This is a genomic window from Streptomyces sp. NPDC020362 (assembly GCF_040642095.1).
GTDB lineage: Bacteria > Actinomycetota > Actinomycetes > Streptomycetales > Streptomycetaceae > Streptomyces.
The window spans coordinates 19,947-42,403 of record NZ_JBFAET010000055.1 but is presented as its reverse complement, the minus strand read 5'-3'; the positions used below and the strand labels follow the sequence as shown (position 1 = coordinate 42,403).

At 70.3% G+C, this 22,457-nt stretch carries 20 protein-coding genes; 10 read left to right on the top strand and 10 right to left on the bottom strand.

The features are described 5' to 3' along the window. Positions 1-29: 29 nt before the first annotated feature. Together AB0H32_RS21250 and AB0H32_RS21245 are read left to right on the top strand one after the other, a co-directional pair. Complete coding sequence (locus AB0H32_RS21250; protein WP_361122694.1) at positions 30-719, top strand: DUF402 domain-containing protein; 690 nt, start codon at positions 30-32, stop codon at positions 717-719. A gap of 295 nt (positions 720-1,014) precedes the next feature. Next, on the top strand, positions 1,015-3,102 hold the full coding sequence (locus tag AB0H32_RS21245; protein ID WP_361122691.1) for a SpoIIE family protein phosphatase: 2,088 nt from the start codon (positions 1,015-1,017) through the stop codon (positions 3,100-3,102). 215 nt (positions 3,103-3,317) lie between these two features. On the opposite strand, the gene AB0H32_RS21240 is transcribed toward AB0H32_RS21245, so the two are convergent. Then, the gene (locus tag AB0H32_RS21240) at positions 3,318-5,744 is read right to left on the bottom strand and encodes a transglycosylase domain-containing protein (protein WP_361122688.1); all 2,427 of its coding nucleotides are present in this window, start codon (positions 5,742-5,744) and stop codon (positions 3,318-3,320) included. A gap of 229 nt (positions 5,745-5,973) precedes the next feature. Here AB0H32_RS21240 and AB0H32_RS21235 point away from each other — a divergent pair, with 229 nt between their 5' ends. From AB0H32_RS21235 to AB0H32_RS21215, 5 genes are all read left to right on the top strand, one after another. Beyond that, positions 5,974-6,909 carry an SPFH domain-containing protein gene (locus tag AB0H32_RS21235; RefSeq protein WP_361122686.1) on the top strand — a complete coding sequence of 312 codons (936 nt, stop codon included), beginning with the start codon at positions 5,974-5,976 and terminating at the stop codon, positions 6,907-6,909. Beyond that, entirely contained in the window at positions 6,906-7,163 is a 258-nt protein-coding gene (locus AB0H32_RS21230) for a hypothetical protein (protein WP_361122683.1), read from the top strand. Before AB0H32_RS21235 ends, AB0H32_RS21230 begins: the two co-directional genes overlap by 4 nt. A 253-nt stretch (positions 7,164-7,416) precedes the next feature. After that, entirely contained in the window at positions 7,417-7,941 is a 525-nt protein-coding gene (locus AB0H32_RS21225; RefSeq protein WP_361122681.1) for a PadR family transcriptional regulator, read from the top strand. Between the two features lie 5 nt (positions 7,942-7,946). Beyond that, on the top strand, positions 7,947-8,633 hold the full coding sequence (locus tag AB0H32_RS21220; protein ID WP_361122723.1) for an ABC transporter ATP-binding protein: 687 nt from the start codon (positions 7,947-7,949) through the stop codon (positions 8,631-8,633). Further along, positions 8,630-10,966 (top strand): FtsX-like permease family protein, encoded by a 2,337-nt coding sequence (locus tag AB0H32_RS21215; RefSeq protein ID WP_361122678.1) that lies wholly within the window; start codon positions 8,630-8,632, stop codon positions 10,964-10,966. Before AB0H32_RS21220 ends, AB0H32_RS21215 begins: the two co-directional genes overlap by 4 nt. A 51-nt stretch (positions 10,967-11,017) precedes the next feature. Here the strand turns inward: AB0H32_RS21215 and AB0H32_RS21210 are convergent, their stop codons facing one another. The 4 genes from AB0H32_RS21210 to AB0H32_RS21195 all read right to left on the bottom strand — a co-directional run bounded on the left by AB0H32_RS21210 (position 11,018) and on the right by AB0H32_RS21195 (position 13,935). Further along, the gene (locus AB0H32_RS21210) at positions 11,018-11,446 is read right to left on the bottom strand and encodes a hypothetical protein (RefSeq protein ID WP_361122676.1); all 429 of its coding nucleotides are present in this window, start codon (positions 11,444-11,446) and stop codon (positions 11,018-11,020) included. 4 nt (positions 11,447-11,450) lie between these two features. Then, the gene (locus AB0H32_RS21205; RefSeq protein WP_361122673.1) at positions 11,451-11,837 is read right to left on the bottom strand and encodes a roadblock/LC7 domain-containing protein; all 387 of its coding nucleotides are present in this window, start codon (positions 11,835-11,837) and stop codon (positions 11,451-11,453) included. A gap of 61 nt (positions 11,838-11,898) precedes the next feature. Further along, entirely contained in the window at positions 11,899-12,792 is an 894-nt protein-coding gene (locus tag AB0H32_RS21200) for a MarR family transcriptional regulator (protein ID WP_361122670.1), read from the bottom strand. 189 nt (positions 12,793-12,981) lie between these two features. Then, complete coding sequence (locus AB0H32_RS21195) at positions 12,982-13,935, bottom strand: LysR substrate-binding domain-containing protein (protein ID WP_361122667.1); 954 nt, start codon at positions 13,933-13,935, stop codon at positions 12,982-12,984. A gap of 135 nt (positions 13,936-14,070) precedes the next feature. On the opposite strand from AB0H32_RS21195, the gene AB0H32_RS21190 reads away from it, so the two are divergent. Beyond that, positions 14,071-14,625: a peroxiredoxin gene (locus tag AB0H32_RS21190; RefSeq protein WP_361122664.1), complete on the top strand. Its 555-nt coding sequence runs from the start codon at positions 14,071-14,073 to the stop codon at positions 14,623-14,625. A gap of 3 nt (positions 14,626-14,628) precedes the next feature. After that, the gene (locus AB0H32_RS21185; protein ID WP_361122661.1) at positions 14,629-15,162 is read left to right on the top strand and encodes an alkyl hydroperoxide reductase; all 534 of its coding nucleotides are present in this window, start codon (positions 14,629-14,631) and stop codon (positions 15,160-15,162) included. A gap of 21 nt (positions 15,163-15,183) precedes the next feature. Here the strand turns inward: AB0H32_RS21185 and AB0H32_RS21180 are convergent, their stop codons facing one another. The 5 genes from AB0H32_RS21180 to AB0H32_RS21160 form a co-directional block, all read right to left on the bottom strand. Continuing rightward, complete coding sequence (locus tag AB0H32_RS21180; protein ID WP_361122658.1) at positions 15,184-16,494, bottom strand: AI-2E family transporter; 1,311 nt, start codon at positions 16,492-16,494, stop codon at positions 15,184-15,186. 246 nt (positions 16,495-16,740) lie between these two features. Then, on the bottom strand, positions 16,741-17,445 hold the full coding sequence (locus AB0H32_RS21175; RefSeq protein ID WP_361122655.1) for a transglycosylase SLT domain-containing protein: 705 nt from the start codon (positions 17,443-17,445) through the stop codon (positions 16,741-16,743). A 392-nt stretch (positions 17,446-17,837) separates the two neighbouring features. Further along, a complete protein-coding gene (locus AB0H32_RS21170; RefSeq protein WP_361122652.1) occupies positions 17,838-19,163 on the bottom strand; it encodes a PhoH family protein in 1,326 nt (441 codons plus the stop codon). Positions 19,164-19,536: 373 nt separating this feature from the next. Continuing rightward, positions 19,537-20,310 (bottom strand): isoprenyl transferase, encoded by a 774-nt coding sequence (locus tag AB0H32_RS21165; RefSeq protein WP_361122649.1) that lies wholly within the window; start codon positions 20,308-20,310, stop codon positions 19,537-19,539. A gap of 721 nt (positions 20,311-21,031) precedes the next feature. Further along, positions 21,032-21,817 carry a class I SAM-dependent methyltransferase gene (locus tag AB0H32_RS21160; RefSeq protein WP_361122646.1) on the bottom strand — a complete coding sequence of 262 codons (786 nt, stop codon included), beginning with the start codon at positions 21,815-21,817 and terminating at the stop codon, positions 21,032-21,034. Positions 21,818-21,869: 52 nt separating this feature from the next. Here AB0H32_RS21160 and AB0H32_RS21155 point away from each other — a divergent pair, with 52 nt between their 5' ends. Continuing rightward, positions 21,870-22,391 (top strand): DinB family protein, encoded by a 522-nt coding sequence (locus AB0H32_RS21155; protein ID WP_361122643.1) that lies wholly within the window; start codon positions 21,870-21,872, stop codon positions 22,389-22,391. Positions 22,392-22,457: the final 66 nt, after the last annotated feature.

Sequence of the window (22,457 nt, the reverse complement as noted above, 5' to 3'; positions counted from 1 at the left end):
CGTATGCCTACGACACCTAATATCTGTCCATGGCGGACGACGGAGCGGTGAGGCGAGTGGCAGGTGGACCTGCGACCTACTGGGCCCCCGGGACACAGATCCTGTGGCGGTACCGCGAGAACGCCGGTGAGGGCTTCCACATCGCGCGCCCCGTCACCGTCGTCCGGGACGACAAGGACCTGCTCGCGGTGTGGATGGCGCCCGGCACCGAATGTGTGAAGCCGGTGCTGGCCGACGGGACGCCCGTGCACCTGGAGCCGCTGGAGACCCGCTACACCAAGCCACGCACGGTGCAGCGGGACCGGTGGTTCGGCACGGGCGTGCTGAAGCTGGCCCGGCCCGGCGAGCCCTGGTCGGTATGGCTGTTCTGGGATCCGGGCTGGCGGTTCAAGAACTGGTACGTCAACCTCGAACGACCGCTAGCCCGTTGGGCGGGCGGAGTGGACTCCGTGGACCACTTCCTGGACATCTCCGTCAACCCGGACCGCAGTTGGCACTGGCGGGACGAGGACGAGTTCGCACAGGCCCAGCGGGACGGGCTGATGGACGCCCGGACGGCCGAGCAGGTGCAGGCGGCCGGGCGGGCCGCGGTGGCGGCCGTCGACGCCTGGGGCCCGCCGTTCGGGGACGGCTGGCAGCACTGGCGCCCGGATCCGTCCTGGACGGTACCGTCTCTCCCCGAGGACTGGGACCGTACGCCCGCGCACGTGTCCTCATGAGACCCTTGATGCGCCCCCGGTGCACAACCGTAGGATCGTCCTCCGCAAGGGTGCATCAGTGCAACTTCCGGAACATGCGCAGGGCTTGACCGAACGTCACCGAGGGGCGGCAGGACGTGAGCGAGGGATACGAGGGCAACACCACCGCGAACCGGACAGGGTTCGCCGGTGGCACAGGAACAACCTCTGACCACGCGGGAATTCCGTTCCTGGGGCACGTATTCCGGGTATCGGGATTTCGGCGGGACCATCTGCGCGCCCGGCGCGCAGCCCCGGACGGACGGATGCGACACGCGTGACGGAGCAGCCCACCTCCTTCGAACGCCCCCAGCCGGGCGTCGACCCCGCGGAGGCCCGCGGGGCGCTCCTGCGTACCCCGAAGCCGCTCGGCAACCCGGCCTTACCGGCCCAGGCCCGGGCCGACGGGACGCCGTCGGGCCCGGCGACCAACATGCCCTGCGGCAAGGGGAACAAGAGGAAGGAGCCCCCAGTCGACGGCCCCGAACACTCCCAGCCCGCCACCGCCGAGCCCGACACCCATCGGCCGCGCCCCGCGCCGGAGGGCATTCCGCCACAGCCGGGCAGCGAGGAGGAGAAGGCACCGGGCGGCCAGGAGCGCCGTACCGGGCGCGGACTGCCGCCGGGACGGCCGATGCCGATGCGGCGCGACGGGGACCGGCTCAGATTCGTGGGCGCGGCGACCCGGCGGATCGCCCGCGGCATCGACCTGGACGAGATCGTGATGGGGCTGTGCCGGGCCACCGTGCCGACGTTCTCGGACGCGATCCTGGTCTATCTGCGCGACCCGCTGCCGGTCGGTGACGAGCGCCCCACCGGCCCGGTGGTGCTGCGGCTGCGCCGGACCGACCGGATACCGGACGAACGGGACACCGAGGGCCTGCTGCCGCCGCCGTTCCCGGAGCCGGAACCGGATACGTCGCCCCTGTCCGAGCTGTCGTCGCTGACGACCGAGCTGTGCGAGGTGCGCCCGGGCGGTGCCCTGAACGAGGTGCTGCGCGGGGTCCGGCCGGTGTTCGCGGACGCGCCCGCCGCCCATGCCGCGCTGCCCGAGCTGCTCGGCGAGGGCGGCGAGGCGCTCGTACCGGGCGGGCAGCACGCGATCCTCGCGCCGCTGCGCGGCCGGCGCCGGGTGATCGGCGCGGCGCTGTTCCTGCGCCGTCCCGAGCGCCTCGCGTTCGAGGCGGACGACCTGCTGGTGGCCGCCCAGCTCGCCACGCACAGCGCGCTCGGCATCGACAAGGCGGTGCTGTACGGCCGGGAGGCCTACATCGCCGACGAGCTGCAGCGCACCATGCTGCCCGAGACCCTGCCCCGCCCGACCGGGGTGCGGCTGGCCTCGCGCTATCTCCCGGCCGCGGAAACCGCTCGGGTGGGCGGCGACTGGTACGACGCGATCCCGCTGCCCGGCAGCAGGGTCGCGCTGGTCGTCGGCGACGTCATGGGTCACTCCATGACCTCGGCGGCGATCATGGGCCAGCTGCGCACGACCGCGCAGACCCTGGCCGGGCTCGACCTGCCCCCGCAGGAGGTGCTGCACCACCTGGACGAGCAGGCGCAGCGCCTGGGCACCGACCGCATGGCCACCTGCCTGTACGCCGTCTACGACCCGGTCACGCACCGCATCACGATCGCCAACGCGGGCCATCCGCCGCCGGTTCTGCTGCACCTGGGAGGCCGTGCGGAGGTGCTGCGGGTGCCGCCGGGCGCGCCCATCGGCGTCGGCGGGGTGGACTTCGAGGCGGTCGAGCTGGACGCGCCCGCCGGGGCCACCCTGCTCCTGTACACCGACGGCCTGGTGGAGTCCCGGCTGCGGGACGTGTGGACCGGCATAGAGCAGCTGCGCGAGAAGCTCGCCGCGACCGCCCAGTTGACCGGCCCCGATCATCCGCCGCCGCTGGAAGCCCTGTGCGACGAGGTCCTGGACATGCTCGGCCCGGGCGACCGTGACGACGACATCGCGCTGCTCGCGGCCCGTTTCGACGGGATCGCGCCGAGCGATGTGGCGTACTGGTCCCTGGAGCCGGAGGAGACGGCCCCCGGCCAGGCCCGTCGGCTGGCCCGGCGCGCTCTGGCCCGCTGGGACCTGGAGGACCTGACGGACTCGGTGGAGCTGCTGGTCAGCGAGGTGGTCACGAACGCCGTGCGGTACGCCTCCCGCCCGGTCACGCTGCGGCTGCTGCGCACCGACGTGCTGCGCTGCGAGGTCGGCGACGACGTGCCCCAGCTGCCGCGGCTCAGGCAGGCCCGCGCCACGGACGAGGGCGGCCGCGGCCTGTACCTGGTCAACCGGCTGGCCCGGCGCTGGGGCGCGACCCGGCTGAGCACCGGCAAGGTCGTCTGGTTCGAGCTGAACCGGGCCTGAGGCGGGCCTGCGCCGGGCTTGAAGCCGGCTTGCATCGGGCCTGAGGCGGGCCTGTATCGGGCCTGAGGCGGGCCTGTATCGGGCCTGAGGCGGGCTTGCGTCGAATCTGAAGCCGGCCTGATTCGTGCTGGAGTCGGCCTGCATCGGGCCTAAGTGCGCCGAAGGGCGCCCGGGGACTTCCCCGGGCGCCCTTTTCGTGCGCCGACGACTGCCGCCTACTGGCCGGAGCCCAGGCTGTCGGCGGGATTGAGCGGATCGCCCGCGGTGCCGCCGTCCGTCGGCTCCCCGGTGGTCGGGGTCCCGGTGGGCGGCGACTGCGTCGGCGTGGTCGGCGTGCTCGGTGGTGTCTTGGACGGTGTCTGCGACGGCGTCCGGGACGGGGGAGCGGAGGACGTCGGCGGCTTGCTGCTCGGCGTCTGCGACGGGGTGCTGGACGGGCTGTGGCTGTAGGTCGGGGTCGGCGTCGGCGCGACGGCCGCGCCCTGGGTGGTGTTCAGGTCGAACTTGGTCCCTTGGCTCACACCGAAGGTGTAGGCGGCCCAGATCTTCGCCGGGAAGCCACCGCCGTTGACGCGCGGCGGGATCATGCCGGTGGCGCCCGTCAGGGACACATGGGCCTTGGTCTTGATGTCCTCGCCGAACAGCCCCACCGAGGTGACCAGGTCGGGCGTGTAGCCGGTGAACCAGGCGGACCTGTCCTCGTCGGAGGTACCGGTCTTGCCGGCCACCTGACGGCCGTCGCGCAGCGGGTTGCTCGCCACGCTCCCGCTGGCCGTACCGTCGTCGACCACACCGGTCAGCACGGAGGTCACCGTGTCGGCGGCCGTGCGGCTGATGACCGACCCGCCGATCGGGTCGGGCATCTGGGGCGAGCGGGTCTTCTGCTGCGCCGACTTGATGATGGACGGCGTCACCTTGTTGCCGTGGTTGGCGAGCGTGGCGTAGATCCCCGCCATCTCCAGCGGGCTGGCGCCCATCGAGCCGAGCGTCTGGGCGGGCACCGCCTGCATGCCGTCGGTGTCCATGCCGAGCTTCTTGGCCGTGTCCATGACCTTGGGCATGCCGACGTCGACGCCCATCTGGGCGAAGACCGAGTTCACCGACTGGTTCATCGCCGTCTGGACGGTGATCGGACCGTAGTTGTGGTGGTCCTCGTTCGGCGGACCGAATCCGACCTTGCTTCCGTGGTCCAGGACCTGGCGGCCGCTGGTGCCGTCGTAAACCGTGTCGGCGTTGATCGGCTTGCCGTCCTGCGTGGTGGCGTTCTGCTCCAGCGCGGCGGCGAGAATGACCGGCTTGAACGTGGAAGCGGGCTGGTAGTCCCGGCGGGTGGCGTTGTTGTAGAAGTGCTTCAGGTAGTCCTGGCCGCCGTACATGGCGACGATCTTGCCCGTCTTGGGGTCCACCGACGCGGCGCCGGCCTGGACGTTGGCGTCGACCTTGCGCTTCTTCGGTTCCAGCTTGCCGGTCAGCTGGGCCTTGACCGCCTTCTCCAGCGCGGCCTGCTTCTTCTTGTCGATGTTGAGGGTGATGGTCCAGCCGCGCTTGACCACTTGCTGTGCGGCATCCGTGCGGCTGATGCCCTCCTGCTTCATCAGCTGGTCCTCGAGCTGCTGGTTGGCGAGCTCGACCAGATAGCCCTTCTGGCCTTCTTCACCGGGAGCGCCCTTGGGCTCCTTGGGGACCGGGAACTTCATGCCCTGCCGCTCGGCGGGGTCCAGCCAGTGCTGCTTGACCATGTTGTCCAGGACGTAGTTCCAGCGGTTCAGAACCAGTTTCTTGAGCGTGGCGTTGGAGGACGCGACCGTCCAGTCGTACTGGCTCGGCGCCTGGAGCAGCGCGGCGAGGTAGGCGCCCTGCTGGACGCTGAGCTTCCTGGCGTCGGTCTGGTAGTAGGCCTGGGCCGCGGCCTGGATGCCGTAGGCGTTGCGGCCGTAGTAGCTCGTGTTGATGTAGCCCGCGAGGATGTAGTCCTTGGATTCCTTCTGGTCGACCTTCAAGGAGATGACCATCTCCTTGAGCTTGCGGGTGGCGGTCTGATCCTGGTTCAGGTAGTAGTTCTTGACGTACTGCTGAGTGATCGTCGAGCCGCCCTGGGTGCCCCGGCCGGTCACGGTGTTGAACAGACCGCGGGCGAGGCCCTTCAGGTCGATGCCGGAGTCACCGTAGAAGCTCTTGTTCTCCGCGGCGACGAAGGTGTGCTGCACATCCTTGGGCACATTGGCCAGGTCCACGCTCTCGCGGTTGGTCTCGCCGACCCGGGCGAGGAGCGTGCCGTCGCTGTACTTGTAGATGTTGCTCTGCTGCTGGGCGGCGGCGTTGCCCTTGGGGATGTCCACGTACATGTAGAGCGCGGCGAAACCGGCGATGCCGAGCAGGCAGAGGCCGAAGAACGTGCCGAGGATCTTCTTCCAGGTGAAGAGCCGGCGTATTCGGCCCTTGGGAGGCTTGGCCGGCTTGGCGGACCTGGAGGCCGCCCTGCCGCCGGGCGCCGCCGTGCCGCCGGGCGCGTGTGCGGCGCCGGCCGCCTGCGGGGCACCGACTGCCTGCGGGGCACCGGCCGTGGACTCCGGACTGCGGCGCTTGGGCGCCGCGCGGCGGCCACCGCGCTGTCGCGCTCGTCTCTCTTCCGCTCGTCCCATGAGTCCCTACACTCCGCTTCCGTCTCGGGGCTTCCGTCTCGGGGTCAGCTCCGAAAACTAACACCCGTCTATATGACAAAGGGCGTCCGATCCGCTCTTTTACGGACGTGACAATCAGCACCCGCCCCAAGGGAACCGACGAATATCCGTGGCCATGGGTTGCCTGCGGGCATAAAGTGATATCACTTAGCTAGAACAAAGCTAGGACCACCGAACAGGGGGACCCACCATGTCCGCACACGACGCGTCCGCGACCGCCGACGTACCCGAGATGCCCGCGCCGCGCGTGCGGGAGTTCCAGGCCCACAGCATCGGCGGCGGGCTCGCCCTGCTCCTCGGCCTGCTCGGGCTCGCCATCGCCGTCACCCTGTTCGCCTCCTCCTCGGCGGTCTCCGCCTCCGGCGCCAAGGGCGGACTCATCGTCGGCGGCGTCCTCGTGTTTCTCGCCGCCGTGCTCGCGATGCGCGGCCTGAACACGGTCGCGCCCGGCGAGGCGCGGGTCGTCCAGCTCTTCGGGCGCTACCGGGGCACGATCCGGCAGGACGGCCTGCGCTGGGTGAACCCCTTCACCTCCCGCACACGGATCTCCACCCGGGTGCGCAACCACGAGACCGCCGTACTGAAGGTCAACGACGCCTACGGCAACCCGATCGAGCTGGCCGCGGTCGTGGTCTGGAAGGTGCAGGACACCGCGCAGGCCGTGTTCGAGGTGGACGACTACACCGAGTTCGTCGCCACCCAGACCGAGACGGCCGTCCGGCACATCGCCATCGAGTACCCGTACGACGCCCACGAGGAGGACGGCCTCTCGCTGCGCGGCAACGCCGAGGAGATCACCGAGACGCTGGCCGTCGAGCTGCAGGCCCGGGTCGAGGCGGCCGGTGTGCGGATCATCGAGTCGCGCTTCACGCATCTCGCGTACGCTCCCGAGATCGCCTCGGCAATGCTCCAGCGTCAGCAGGCCGGCGCGGTCGTCGCGGCACGGCGGCACATCGTCGACGGCGCGGTCGGCATGGTGGAGGCGGCGCTCGCCCGGATCGCGGAGCGGGACATCGTGGAACTGGACGACGAGCGGAAGGCGGCGATGGTGTCCAACCTGATGGTGGTCCTGTGCGGGGACCGCGCGCCCCAGCCCGTGCTCAACACCGGGACCCTCTACCAGTGACGGCCCCCTCCGGGGACTCGACCCCCCAGCGTCGGCCTCAGCAGCGCAAGCAGGTGCTGCTGAGGCTGGACCCGTCGGTGTACGAGGCGCTGGCGCGGTGGGCCGGGGACGAGTTGCGGTCCGCCAACGCGCAGATCGAGTTCCTGCTCCGCAAGGCGCTGGCCGATGCCGGGCGGCTGCCGAGGGACACGGGACCGCTGCCCCGCCGGGGGCGGCCGCCCGGGGGCTCCACCCCCGGATCCCCGTCGGCCTGAGGGGCCCCGCCCCCGGAACCGCGTCGACCCGAGGGCCCCCGCCCGCGGAACCTGCCCGCCCGAGGGGCTCCGCTCCCGTGTCCCCGTCGCCACGAAGGGCTCTGCCCTCCCCCACCCGAGGGGCCGGTCGTCGTCGGCCGAGGCTGTTTCGGAACCGTGACAATCGGCCCCCACCTGCGCCGCCGCACACCCCGCCATGATCTACACACACCGCGTATACATGCGACGTATACACCGTGTGTAGAGTGCTCGCATGTCCATCGGTCACACCCTCCTAGGACTCCTGGAGTCCGGCCCCCGACACGGCTACGACCTGAAGCGGGCCTTCGACGAGAAGTTCGGTCACGACCGGCCGCTCCACTACGGCCAGGTCTACTCGACGATGTCCCGTCTGCTGAAGAACGGGCTCGTGGAAGTCGACGGGATAGAGGCGGGCGGCGGGCCCGAGCGCAAGCGCTACGCCATCACCGACGCCGGCATCACCGACGTCGAGCGGTGGCTCGCGACCCCGGAGAAGCCGGAGGAGTACCTCCAGTCGACCCTGTACACCAAGGTCGTCCTCGCGCTGCTCACCCACCGGAACGCGGCCGACATCCTCGACACCCAGCGCTCCGAGCACCTGCGCAGCATGCGGATCCTGACCGACCGCAAGCGCAAGGGGGACCTCGCGGACCAGCTGATCTGCGACCACGCCCTGTTCCACCTGGAGGCCGACCTGCGCTGGCTGGAACTGACCGCGGCGCGCCTCGACAAGCTCCGTGCGGAGGTGACCAAGTGACTTCTATTCCTCCCCCGGGCTCCCTGCTCGCCGCCGAGAACCTGCGCAAGGCCTACGGTCCGACGCTCGCGCTCGACGGCGCCGCGTTCTCCATCCACCCCGGTGAGGTGGTCGCCGTGATGGGCCCCTCCGGGTCCGGCAAGTCGACGCTGCTGCACTGTCTCGCCGGGATCGTGCCGCCCGACTCGGGCTCCATCACCTACGCCGGGCGCGAGATGGCCACCATGACCGATGCCCAGCGCAGTGCGCTGCGGCGCAGCGACTTCGGGTTCGTCTTCCAGTTCGGCCAGCTCGTACCGGAGCTGACCTGCGTGGAGAACGTGGCGCTCCCGCTGCGGCTGAACGGCACCTCCCGCAAGCAGGCCGAGAAGGCCGCCCTGGGCTGGATGGAGCGCCTGGAGGTCGACGACCTCAAGGGCAAGCGGCCCGGCGAGGTCTCCGGCGGTCAGGGTCAGCGGGTCGCCGTGGCGCGGGCGCTGGTCACCGGGCCCCGGGTGCTGTTCGCCGACGAGCCGACCGGCGCGCTGGACTCCCTCAACGGCGAGCGCGTGATGGAGCTGCTGACCGACGCGGCCCGCTCGACCAACGCGGCCGTCGTCCTCGTCACGCACGAGGCCCGGGTGGCGGCCTACTCCGACCGCGAGATCGTCGTGCGCGACGGGAAGTCCCGCGACATGGAGCGCGCCATATGAGTGTGCGCCAGTGGTCGAAGGATCTGGCCATGGGGGCCCGGTTCGCCTTCACGGGCGGGCGCGAGGGCTGGGTCAGGGTGCTGCTGACGGCGGTCGGTGTGGGCCTCGGCGTAGCCCTGCTGCTGCTGACGACCGCGATCCCGAGCGCGCTGGCGGTACGGCACGAGCGCGACCAGGCCCGCGCGGACCACACCTACAGCTCGCTCTCGAAGAGGGCCGACAACACCCTGATCGTCGCCGATGCCGACTCGACGTTCCACGGCAGGGACATCCGCGGCCGGCTGATCGAGCCCGAGGGGCCGCGGGCGCCGATCGCCCCGGGCCTGACGAAGTACCCGGCACCGGGCGAGATGGCCGTCTCCCCCGCGCTCGGGAAACTGCTCGACTCCGGCGACGGCAAGCTGCTGCGCGCGCGGCTGCCGTACCGGATCGTCGGGACGATCGCCGAGTCCGGACTCGTCGGCTCGCAGGATCTCGCCTACTACGCCGGTGCGAAGAACCTCGCCCAGCACATCAACGGCTGGCAGACCGCCCGGATCAACCAGTTCGGGCCGGGGCGCACGACGCCGGCCGACCCGATGAACCCGGTCCTGGTCCTGCTGATCATGGTCGTGTTCGTGGTGCTGCTGATGCCGGTCGCCGTCTTCATCGCCGCGGCCGTACGGTTCGGCGGCGAGCGGCGCGACCGCAGGCTGGCCGCACTGCGGCTGGTGGGCTCCGACAGCCGGATGACCCGGCGGATCGCGGCGGGCGAGGCACTCGCGGGTTCGCTGGTCGGGCTGGTCTTCGGCACGGTCTTCTTCCTGCTCGGCCGTCAGTTCGCGGGCTCGATAGAGATCCTGGGCACCAGCGTGTTCCCCAGCTATCTCAACCCCTCGCCCGCGCTGGCCGTGCTGGTCGCCGTCGCCGTCCCGGCGGCCGCGGTGCTGGTCACCCTGTTCGCCCTGCGCGGCGTGGTCATCGAACCGCTGGGCGTGGTCCGCACGGCCAAGCCCCGACGGCGTCGGCTGTGGTGGCGGCTGCTGCCGCCGCTCGGCGGCCTCGGGCTGCTCGCCCCGATGATCGGCCAGGGCCGGTCGAACGGCAACTTCAACGAGTACCAGGTGATCGGCGGCGTCGTGCTGCTGCTGATCGGCGTGACCGCGCTGCTGCCGTGGGTGGTCGAGGCGGTGGTGGCCCGGCTCGGCTCGGGCGGTGTCGCCTGGCAACTGGCGGTACGGCGGCTGCAGCTGAGCAGCGGTTCGGCGGCCCGCATGGTGAACGGCGTCGCGGTCGCGGTGGCCGGGGCGATCGCGATGCAGATGCTGCTCGCCGGCATCCAGGGCGACTTCACCAAGTCCACCGGGAAGGACGTCACCCGGGCGCAGATGCAGGTCAACCTGTCGCACGGCGTGGACTTCCTCCCGGTCTCCGAGAAGTTCTCCGCGACCAAGGGGGTACGGAAGGCCACCTCGCTGGGCAGTGTCTCGCTGGGTGACCGGGACTGGCGGCGTGGTCCCAACACCACGGCGCTCATGACCGTCGGCACCTGCGACTCCCTGCGGGAGGTGGCCCGGCTGACGTCCTGCCACGACGGCGACGTCTTCGTGGCCAGGGGCGGGGACAACGACACCGACCTGGCGAAGCTCGCCCGGCCGGGCCGCACGCTCCACCTCGAGACGAGCGACGGCCGTAGCGTGGGTCCGGATGTGCCCTGGACCGTACCGGGCGGCCTGAAGCAGGCCCACGCGATCACCGGCCCGAACGGGACCCGGGACAGCAGCGTGCTGATGACACCGGCCGCCGTGCCCGAGCGCATGAGCCGCGAGCTGCAGGGATCGGTGTTCGTCACGCTCGACGAGTCGGTGCCGGACGTGCAGGAGTACGTCCGCAACACGGCAGCCGCGGTCGACCCGCTGGCGGACGCCATGGTGTGGTCGTCCACCGAGCAGTCCCGGCAGTTCACCTCCATCCGTACCGGCCTGTTCGTCGGCGCCACCTGTGTGCTGGCGCTGATCGGCGCGAGCCTGCTGGTGTCCCAGCTGGAGCAGCTGCGCGAGCGCAAGAAGCTGCTCTCCGCGCTGGTGGCCTTCGGCACCCGGCGGCGCACCCTGAGCCTGTCGGTGCTGTGGCAGACGGCGATCCCGATCGCGCTCGGCCTGCTGCTCGCCGCGACCGTGGGGCTGACACTGGGCGCGGTGCTGCTGAAGATGGTGGGCGCGACGGTGGGCGTCGACTGGCCGGGCGTGCTGACGATGACCGGCATCGGTGCGGCGGTCGTCCTCGCGGTCACCCTGCTCAGCCTGCCCCCGCTGGTGCGGCTGATGCGGCCGGAGGGCCTGCGCACCGAGTAGCGGACCCGCAGCATGGGCCCTTCCCGCCGGGAAGGGCCCATGTTCCGTTCCTCACAGGCTGTGCTCGCGCACCACCCTGCGCGCCTGGGCCAGCAGCATGCCGACGTTCACCGACTTGCGGCAGACGACGACCGCGACGACGTCCTGCTGCTCGTTCATCCGCACGAACAGATGGGTGAGGTTTTCGCTGTTGACGAGGATCTCCTGGAAGAGATGGGCGTCGTGGGTGACCCCGCGGCGCTCCTTGAAGATGTCCTCGATCATGACGACCGTACGCCCCTGGAACAGGTCGAGGGTGGCTCCGGCCAGCAGGTCCAGGACCTCGGGCGGGTGGTTGTCGACCGTTTCGTACGACAGCAGCATGCCGGTGGACATGTCCACCACGCCGGCCGCGACGCAGTCGGGTGCATTCGATCGCAGTGTTTTGACCAGGCTCATCACCTGGTCGGAGAAACCCGGGGTCATACGCTTCGTCGCCATCCCTTCACACTCCTTCGGTGGTCTTTCCGGTGAGGATCGAGCCGATGCGGTCGAGAGCCGGCCGGGTCGCCCGGTGCAGGCTCTCCAGGTCGAGTCCCTCGTCGCCGAGCACGACCATCAACGCCGTGTCGCCCACGGCGTAGAACGCGGCGCAGCCGTGGCTTCCGTAGGCCACCGTCTGCCGCAGAGCTCCGCGCGCGGTGGCCTGGGTGGTGCGGCGGGCGAGGCCGAGTCCGGCCGCGGCGAGGGCGGCAAGCCCCTCCGGGTCGATCGAGTCGGCGGTGTCGGACGCTATGAGCAGTCCGTCGGCGGCCGCGACGGCGGTGTCGGTGATGCCGGTCACCTGTTCTCGCAACCCGCGCATCTCCAGCGCCAGCGCTTCGCGATTCATCTGGTGGAACTCCCTCTTTCTCTGTTCGGGTTCGGCCGTTGCGGCGGGCCGTCCGCCCTTCTCACTCGGCGGCCTGGTGCCGCAGCCGGAAGAACCCCTTCCAGCTCGACCCGTGCCTGGACGGGGCGAGGGCTTTCGTGATGCCGCTGGCGCCGGGCTCGCGGCGCGGCAGGATGGTGGGCACGACGGGCGGCCGCGTCGGCGGTTCGCGATGCTGCACGGCCCGTACCTGCGGTGACAGCCGGACGGGGATCGGGACCGGCGTGCCGGAGCACTCCAGGAACCCCTCGGCCAGCATCCGCCCGACCTCCACGGTGACGGTGTAGACGCCCCGGCCGACGCGGAAGGCCAGGTCCCGCGCCGTGCGGCGGCCGTCGGCGTGGGTGAGCAGCTCCTGTTGCAGGGGCGAGAGCGCGCGGTCCGTCGGCGGCGCGGGCAGCGGGCGTTCGCGGTCGGGGCCCACCGGGCAGGGCAGCCTGGCGAGGGCGGCGAGCTTGCGGGTCGCGTCCTGCATCAGCCGGACGGGAGCCTCGCCGACCGCGACCGGCGCGTGCGGCTCGGTTCCGGCGATGTGTTCGCAGGAGTCCACCCGGCCTGCGGCGATGGCGAAGGCGGCGTCCTGGAGCGCCATCATGCACACCACCCTGAGCTGGGCGGCTCCCGCGTAGCCGCGGGCGACCAGCGCGGTGGCCGGCCAGCGGGCCCCGCCGGACTCCTGTACCAGATCGGCCCACCGCTCGGCGTCGATGCGGTCGCTGCGCAGCAGCAGTACGTCGGGGCCGGGGGCGCCGGGACTCTCGGCCGCGACCACGAGTCCGCCCCTCAGGTGGAAGGCGCCCCCGGGCCTTCCGGACACCCGCAGCTCCCCGGTGAACTCCGTCTGCCCGCAGGCCACGAGAGCGTGCGCCAGACGGTCGTGTCCGACGCGGCCGAGGGCGTCCCGAACGTCCGACATCACTCCCCTTGGCAGGTCGCACAGACGCTTGACGCGTCGCACTGAGGGGGTATGTGTATCAGTTCGGAGGCGTATTTCAGCCAGGTCTTTCCGACCTGTCCCGAGCTGACGGAAGTTGGTGATTGATGCCGTTCAACTCGCTTTGCCAGTAGCTCATTTGAACGTTTTCCGCACGGGGGCGCCCGGCTTTCAGCCGGTGCCGTCGCACACCCGTACCGGCAGCGGGCGCATCGCCTCGCGCAGGGCGACCGCCAGCTCCTCGTACTCCGCGCCGCGGGCCGCGCCGGTGCGCATGGCGAGGGCGATTCGGCGGCTCGGGGCGGGCTCGGCGAAGGAGCCGGTGAGGAGCTGGTTGCTGCGGGTCGTCTCCAGCTTGAGGGCGGTGCGCGGGAGCAGGGTGCAGCCGAGACCGCCCGCGACGAGCTGGACCAGGGTGGAAAGTCCGGCGGCCGTGGTGGTGACCGGGGCGTCCTCGCGCCCGGCCTCCCGGCAGATGTCCAGGGCCTGGTCGCGCAGGCAGTGCCCCTCGTCCAGGAGCAGCAGGTTCAGCTCCTTCAGCGCCTCGCGCGGGATGCCCTCGCGGCCGCCGAGCCAGTGGTCGAGCGGGGTGACGAGCATGAAGTCCTCGTCGAAGAGCGGGAGTTCCACGACGCCGGGGACGCCGAGCGGGACGGCCAGGAGCAGCAGGTCGAGCCGGCCGGAGTTGAGTCCGTCGATGAGGCTCGCGGTCTGCTCCTCGTGCACCTGGAGGTCGAGCTGCGGATACCGCTCGTGGACCAGCCGCAGCACGGTGGGCAGCAGATACGGCGCGACGGTCGGGATCACCCCGAGCCGCAGCGCCCCGGTGAACGGCGCCCGGACCGCCTCGGCCTCCTCCAGCAGCGCCTGGACCTCGGCCAGCACCGCCTGCGCCCGCACGGCCAGGCGCTCACCGGCGGGCGAGAGCAGCACCTTGCGGGTCGTACGCTCGAGGAGGGTGACGCCCAGGGTCTCCTCCAGCACCGACACCGCACCGGACAGGGCGGGCTGGCTCATTCCGATGGCGGCCGCCGCGTCCCTGAAGTGCAGATGCTCGGCGACGGCGGCGAAGGCCCGCAGCTGCGCGAGGCTCGGCTGCCTCCGCTTGCCGTTACTGATGGTCACTGATAGCCACCTCCGATCAACACGACCGAGTGTATCTATTTCCCTAATCAATGCACCCTGTGCCAACATCAACAGCGTCCAACCCATACGAGAAATACCCTCAAAAGGGGTGTTTCTTCGCTGCAAGGAGAGCCTGTGCTCACTGTCGGTGACAAGTTCCCCGAGTTCGAACTGACCGCCTGCGTCTCGCTGGAGAAGGGCCAGGAGTTCGAGACGATCAACCACAAGACCTACGAGGGCAAGTGGAAGATCGTCTTCGCCTGGCCCAAGAACTTCACCTTCGTGTGCCCGACCGAGATCGCGGCCTTCGGCAAGCTGAACGACGAGTTCGCCGACCGCGACGCCCAGGTCCTCGGCTTCTCCGGTGACTCCGAGTTCGTGCACCACGCCTGGCGCAAGGACCACGACGACCTGCGCGACCTGCCGTTCCCGATGATGGCCGACTCCAAGCACGAGCTGATGCGCGACCTGGGCATCGAGGGCGAGGACGGCTTCGCCAAGCGTGCCGTCTTCATCGTCGACCAGAACAACGAGATCCAGTTCTCCATGGTGACCGCCGGCTCCGTCGGCCGTAACCCCAAGGAGGTCCTGCGGGTCCTGGACGCCCTGCAGACCGACGAGCTGTGCCCGTGCAACTGGAGCAAGGGCGACGAGACCCTCGACCCGGTCGCGCTGCTGGCCGGTGAGTGACCCATGTCGCTCGACTCGCTGAAGTCCCGCGTACCGGACTACGCCAAGGACCTGAAGCTCAACCTCGGCTCGGTCATCGGCAACTCCGACCTGCCGGCGCAGCAGCTGTGGGGCACGGTGCTGGCGACCGCCATCGCCTCCCGTTCCCCGATCGTGCTGCGCGAGCTGGAGCCGGAGGCGAAGGCGAACCTCACGCCCGAGGCGTACACCGCGGCCAAGTCCGCGGCCGCGATCATGGCGATGAACAACGTCTTCTACCGCACCCGGCACCTGCTGTCCGACCACGAGTACGGCACCCTGCGCGCGGGTCTGCGGATGAACGTCATCGGCAACCCCGGTGTCGAGAAGGTCGACTTCGAGCTGTGGTCGTTCGCGGTCTCCGCGATCAACGGCTGCGGTCTGTGCCTGGACTCGCACGAGCAGGTGCTGCGCAAGGCCGGGGTCGACCGTGAGGTGATCCAGGAGGCGTTCAAGATCGCCTCTGTGGTTCAGGCGGTCGGCGTCACCCTTGACACCGAGGCGATCCTCTCCGAGTGACTCGGCTCCCGAAGACCCCGCTCACCCCAGGTGGGCGGGGTCTTCGACGTGCTCCGCGACCGGCTCCTCCTCGGTCGCCGCAGGGGTCTGCCCGCTCTGGACCTCCAGCGAATACTGCCGCAGGTAGCCCACCACCGTGTTCGTCACCGCCACCAGCGGAACCGCGACCACCGCACCGCCGATGCCCGCCACCATGGCGCCGGCCGCCACCGTGAGGACCACGGCGAGGGGGTGGACGCGGACCGCGCGGCCCAGGATGAACGGCTGCAGGACGTGGCCCTCTATCTGCTGGACGGCGAGGACCACGACGAGGGTCATGACGGCCGCGAAGACGCCCTGCGTCACCAGCGCCACGATCACGGCCAGCGCGCCGGAGGCGACGGCACCGACCAGGGGGATGAAGGAGAACAGGAAGATGAAGACGGCCAGCGGGACGGCCATCGGCACGTCCAGGAAGTAGATGCCGATGCCGATGAAGATGGCGTCGATCAGGGCCACCAGGACCGTGCCGCGGACGTAGGCCGTCAGGGTGCGCCAGGCGCGCGGGCCCGCGCCGGCCACACCCGGGCGGGCCGCGGCGGGCACCAGCTTCAGGAACCACTGCCAGATGCGCTCACCGTCGTAGAGCAGGAACAGCGTCGAGAAGAACACCAGCAGGATGCTGGTCAGGGCCTCGACGATGACCTGGACTCCCTCCAGGCCCGCGGACGTTATCTGGTCGGCGTTCGCGCCGATCGCCTCGCGGAGGTTCTTGGCGATCTGGTTGATCTGCTTGTCGGTGACGTGGAACGGGCTCTTCAGCAGCCAGTTGCGCAGGTCGTCGATGCCGTTCTGGATCTGGCTGGAGAGCGTGTCGATGTTCTCCATGACCTGCCAGGTCACGAACCAGCCCATCAGGCCCATGACGACGAAGCCGAGAATGGCGGTCATCGCGGTGGCCGGGCCGCGCGGCACGCCGTAGCGCCTGAGCCGGGCGACCGTCGGCTGGAGCAGCGCGGTGATCAGCAGGGCGATGACGAAGGCGAAGACGACCATCTGTACGGCGCTGATGACCCGCATCAGCACCCAGACGGTGCCGGCGAGGACCAGCAGCCGCCACCCGGCCTCGGCCGCGACCCGCACCCCCCAGGGGACGGCCTCGGCGGGGTCGGGGCGGGGGCCGGTCTTCGGCGCGGGCCGGGGCGCGGCCGGTGCCGGGTCGGCGACGGGGGCCGGGGCGGGCGGCTCGGGCGCGGTGTCCTTCTCCACTTCCGCGCGACGCTCGTCCAGGCGCTCGCTCATCTCGGTGAGACCGGTACCGAGCCGGCCGAGCCACCCTGGCACTCGCGACATGATCCGTCCTCTTCCCCCGCGTCCCCGCGTGCTCGCCACCACTCCCCCCTGGAGTTGTTCGCGTACGACCGTACAGGGCGAAAGCCCCTCCCCTAAGGACGGGGAGGGGCTTTGCAAGGTTGAGAGGGGCTCACCGGCCGCGCCCCGGAAGGGCTCGGTGCTGAGCCGATGCGCGGCTGTGCCGCGTGGGCGCGACCACCCGCGTCCGGCCCGCACGTGTGCGGTCGGCCGAACCCGGCGGAGTGCCTAGTACCAGTGGTTGGCCGACCAGAACGACCAGGCCTGGCACGGGCTGCCGTACCGCTCGTTCATGTAGTTGAGGCCCCACTTGATCTGCGTGGCCGGGTTGGTCCGCCAGTCGGCGCCCGCAGAGGAGTACTTACCGGCGGGCAGGGCCTGGAAGAGGCCGTAGGCACCGGAGGAGGCATTGGTCGCCTGGTAGTTCCAGCTGGACTCGTGGTCCACGATGTTGCTGAAGCACTGGAACTGGTCGCCCGCCACCATCTGGCGCGCCATCGCCTGGATCTGCGAGACGCTGTAGCTGGTCTGGACGGGGAAGCTGGAGGAGTCGCGGGCGCTGTCACGGCTGGCCGCGGACTTCGCCTCGATGCGGTCCTTGGCCTCCTTGGCGGCCTTGGCAGCCTTCTCGGCGGCAGCCTTCTTCGCGACCGCGGTCTCGGCAGCGGCCTTGCGGGCCGCTTCCTCGGCGTCCTTCTTGGCGCTCGCGTCTGCCGCGATGGCCTGCGAGTCGGCCTGCTGTGTCAGGGACGCGGTCTGCACCTGGGCCTGCTGACCCGCGGGTATGTCCGCGAGGAGCGTGGTGTCGGCTGCCGTCGCCTCGGCGTCGTTGTTCTGCGCGGTGCTGCCCGAGGCAACGCCGACGACGCTTCCGACAGCGGTGACCGCGGTGGCCGAGGCCACTGCGAATCCCCGGACCGAAATCCGGCTCACACGGTTTCCTTCCAGCATCGCCCGCTTCGGTGACCCTGGCGGACGCAATCGTGCCCCTGGCACTGGCCTCCCAACTGCGGGGTCACGGGAGGCGCGGGCCCGGTGGGCAACTCCCGCAAGGGAGGCGCCGCATGGTGCTCGGGCGGCATACGACGACTCTGTGGAGTTGAAGTGGTGCTTCTGTGGTGCCGTACCGCTGGGGGTACAGGTGTGTCGTATGCGGGGCCTGACAGGACTGAGACTCTGCCGTAACCCGACACCGGGAGGCAATTCTGAGTTGAGTGTGAAAGCTCACACCTCGTTTACCCCTGGGATTTCTGGAAACCCTCGCACGCGGCGGCGCCGCCCGGCTAGGCTCTTCGCCTTTGCCGGACGGCGCCAACTGGGCTTGCTCAGATATGGCCTTCTTCGAGCATTTCGGTCACAAGGGCCGCGATCTGGGACCTCTCGGACCGGGTCAGCGTGACATGCGCGAAGAGCGGATGACCCTTCAGCTTCTCCACGACGGCGACCACACCGTCGTAGCGGCCTACGCGCAGATTGTCCCGCTGTGCCACGTCATGGGTCAGAACCACCCGCGAGTTGGCTCCGATTCGGGACAGAACGGTCAGCAGGACGTTCCGTTCGAGCGACTGCGCCTCGTCGACGATCACGAACGCGTCGTGCAGGGAGCGGCCCCGGATGTGCGTGAGCGGCAGCACCTCCAGCATCCCGCGCGCGGTGACCTCCTCGATGACCTCCCGGCTGGTGACCGCGGAGAGCGTGTCGAAGACCGCCTGCGCCCAGGGGCTCATCTTCTCCGCCTCGCTGCCCGGCAGATAGCCCAGCTCCTGCCCACCCACCGCGTACAGCGGCCGGAAGACCATCACCTTCTGGTGCTGCCTGCGCTCCAGCACCGCCTCCAGGCCCGCGCACAGCGCGAGCGCCGACTTGCCGGTGCCGGCCCGGCCGCCCATCGAGACGATGCCCACGTCCGGGTCGAGCAGCAGGTCCAGCGCGACGCGCTGCTCGGCGCTGCGGCCCTTGATGCCGAACGCCTCCCGGTCGCCGCGCACCAGACGGACGTTGCCCTCGGAGCTGACGCGGCCGAGCGCCTTGCCGCGCTCGGACTGGATGGTCAGACCGGTGTGCACAGGGAGGTCCGAGACCTCCGGGACGTACACGTGCCCTTCCTCGAAGAGGATGTCCACCTGCTCGCCGGAGAGTGTCAGTTCGGACATTCCGGTCCAGCCGGAGTTCTCCGTGATGGCGAGTTCGGCGCGGTACTCCTCGGCCAGCAGGCCGACGGAGGAGGCCTTGATCCTGAGTGGCAGATCCTTCGAGACGACGGTGACGTCGAACCCCTCGGCCTGCAGATTGCGGGCCACCGCGAGGATGCGGGAGTCGTTGTCCCCCAGGCGGTAGCCGGTGGGCAGCACGCTGGGGTCCGAGTGATTGAGCTCGACACGGACGGTCCCGCCCAGCTCCCCGATCGGGATGGGGGCATCGAGGCGGCCATGCTTCACCCGGTAGTCGTCCAGCAGGCGCAGCGCCTGGCGGGCGAAGTAGCCGAGTTCGGGATGGTGCCGCTTGGCCTCCAGCTCCGTGACCACGACGATGGGGAGCACGACCTCGTGCTCGTCGAAGCGGGTCAGGGCGTTCGGATCGGCCAGCAGGACGCTGGTGTCGAGAACATAAGTGCGCCGGTCTGGCTTGTGGCGCTTTGTGCTGGTCACCACGGAAGGACGTACCCCCTCGGATGAGGTCGGGGAGCGACGAAGTGGAAGCCGGGCCGGGAGGGTGGGAGCAATGCGACCGGTCCCAGGCCTCCGCGTACGGCGGGCCGGACACCGGACCTCCGCGGCTGCTTCCGTGCAGTGACAGCACGGTCGGGCTGGTGCAAAGGGCCTCCCGGGCGGACGGCCCCGTGCCGTCCGCTGAGATGCGACGCCCGTGGTTCGGGCGTCGACCTGTTTGGCTTATGCCCTCGAACATGCGCCGCCATGCAGAAGCAGCCAACAGCGCGCCGGTGAACACCTTGTTACATCCGCCCCAACAGGGGTATACGGAGCGCCCCGCCGCGGTGGTGGCCGGCGGGGCGTGCGGGGTGACTCAGCCGCCGTAACGGCGGTGGCGTGCGGCGTAGTCGCGCAGCGCACGCAGGAAGTCGACCTTGCGGAAGGCCGGCCAGAAGACCTCACAGAAGTAGTACTCGGAGTGGGCCGTCTGCCACAGCATGAATCCGGACAATCGCTGCTCGCCGCTGGTGCGGATCACCAGGTCCGGGTAGGGCTGGTCGCCGGTGTAGAGATGACGGCCGATCATGTCGATGTCGACGGACTCGGCGAGGTCGTCCATCGACACACCCTTGTCCCGGGCGTCGAGCAGCATGGAGCGCACGGCGTCGGCGATCTCCTGGCGGCCGCCGTAGCCGATGGCCACGTTGACGACTATTCCGTCGACGTGGGCGGTGGTCTCCTCGGCCTCCTTGAGGGTCTGCTGCATCGCGGACGGCAGCAGGTCGGGGGTGCCGACGTGGTGCACCCGCCAGCGGCCGTCGGCGGCGAGGGTGCGCACGACGTCCTCGATGATGCCGAGAAGCGGGACCAGCTCGTCCTGCGGGCGGTCGAAGTTGTCCGTGGACAGGAGCCAGAGCGTGACGACCTCGACGTCGGTCTCGGTGCACCAGCCGAGGAATTCCTCGATCTTCTCGGCGCCGACCCGGTGGCCGTGGACCGTGGTGGAGCCGGCGGCCTTCGCCCAGCGGCGGTTGCCGTCCATGATGACGCCGATGTGCTTGGGCACCTGAGCGTGGTCCAGGTGACCTTCCACCCGGCGTGCGTAGAGCCTGACGAGCAGGCTGCGCAGCGTGTCGCGCAGGTTCACGGGACCCTCCGGGGGTTGGGCGGGGTTCGAGGGTACCCCTGGTGTCGGGTTCGTCGGAGCTGGGGTTTGGGGTCCGGGGCGGGTACGGATCCGACGCGGGCGCAGGTGCGCGGCGGCCGAGCGTACGGCTCCCCGTACCCCTACAGGTGGGGACGCCTGGTCCTTGCTTCGAAGTTCCCGGAGGCTCCCAGGAGATTCCCGACGAAAAAACGGGCCGGTCCGTGGGGGGGAGACGGACCGGCCCGAGGGGGGGTTTCCACCATAACCCTTCGTAAGGGATGGTGCGTGCATCGGCGTGCCACAACTACTCTCCGAAATCACCCGGCGACGCCCCGGTGTGCACGGAATGCTGGATTCAGGGGTGTCTCATGGCTGATTCACGGCGGATTCCCAGGTAATCGGGCCGCATACGGAGAGATCAAGAGGGTTTGGGCCGTCCTGGGGACCGATCGGCGAGTTGTCCCCGGGGTCCCTCCGACGGGCTACCCGGTCAGCGAACGGTGACTTGACGGTTCCGGTTCGGTTCTGCGCAGGCATCGTGGCACCGCGCAGCCCCCTCCACCGCGCGGTGCCACCCGCACAGCTTTGCTGGCGTGAATTACCTTGGTCTGAACTTACGTGACGGCTGGGGCGCATGTGAACCGCAGCCGATAACGATGTGGAAACCCTGGGCCAACGAAAGGTGAACCGGAGCGCGATCCGCCCCTGTCCGCCCGGTTCGTCAGCGCGTCGGCTTCCGGACGTCGAAGAGCTGCCGGGCGCTGTGCGCGACGAACGGCCCCTCCTTCTCGATCCGCTCGTGCAGGGCACGCAGTTGGGGCTCGTACGCCTCGACGGTGAAGCCCGGGACCATCCAGACCACCTTGCGCAGGAAGTGGACGACGGCGGCGAGGTCGTGGAACTCCATCCGCAGCCGCTCCGTCCGCAGGTCCACGACCTCCAGGCCCGCCGCCTGGGCAGCGGCCCGCTCGCCCTCGGGATCACGGCCGGCGCGCACCGCCTCGGGCTGGGGCCCGAGGAAGCACTCGACCAGCTCGAACACGCTGGCGGGCCCGACGTGCTGGGCGTAGTAGGTGCCGCCGGGCCGCAGCACCCGCGCGATCTCCTTCCAGTGGGGATCCACCGGATGCCGGCTGAGGACCAGGTCGAAGGCCCCGTCGGCGAACGGCAGCGGCGCGTCGTCCGGCGCGGCGACGACCACGACCCCGCGCGGCCGCAGCAGCGCGGTCGCCTTGGCGACGTTCGGCGGCCACCCCTCCGTGGCCGTGACCAGCAGCGGGCGATCCGGCTCGGCCCGGCCCAGCGCGAAGTCGAGCACCTCCCCGCCCCCGGTCTGGATGTCCAGCGCGGCCTCGGCCCGGGCCAGCCGCTCCCCCGCCGAGCGGGCGTACCCCCAGGAGGGACGTGCCTCGGTGGCCCGTCCCTCGAACCAGGAGAAGTCCCACCCCTCGGTGGGCACGGCGGCGCCCTCGGCCACGAGCTCTTCGAAGGAGCGGTTCTCTGCCATGAAACGCATGATCGCAGGACGCTGTCGGTGGGGCCTGCTAATTTCCGCGCGCATGACGACCTCTGCCGCCGGCTACAGCGCCGGAGAGAAGGACATCCTGCAATCGAGCCTGAACCGGCACCGGGACGCCGTGCTCTGGAAGCTGGAGGGACTGGACGACGAACAACTGCGCCGGCCGATGACACCGACCGGGACGACCCTGCTCGGCCTGGTCAAGCATCTGGCCTCGGTCGAGTACGGCTGGTTCGTGGAGACGTTCGGCGGCGAGGGGGAACCCCTGTGGTTCGACCCGTACAAGAACGAGGACATGCGGATCGCTCCCGACGAGACGACGGAACGGATCGTCGCCCTCTACGGCCGCGCCCGCGCCGCCGCCGACCGGATGATCACCGAGCTGCCCCTGGACGCACCCGGCCGCCCCGCCTGGCGGGACCACTCCGTCTCACTGCGCTGGGTCCTCGTCCACATGGTCGAGGAGACGGCACGGCACGCCGGGCACATGGACATCCTGCGCGAGCTGATCGACGGAGCCACCGGCGACCACCGCCCCGCCACTCCTGCCCAGAAGAACTGAGCGGCCCAGCACAGAGGAAATGACCGGCCCCGCACCGGAGAACTGGCCGACCCCAGCACCGAAGAA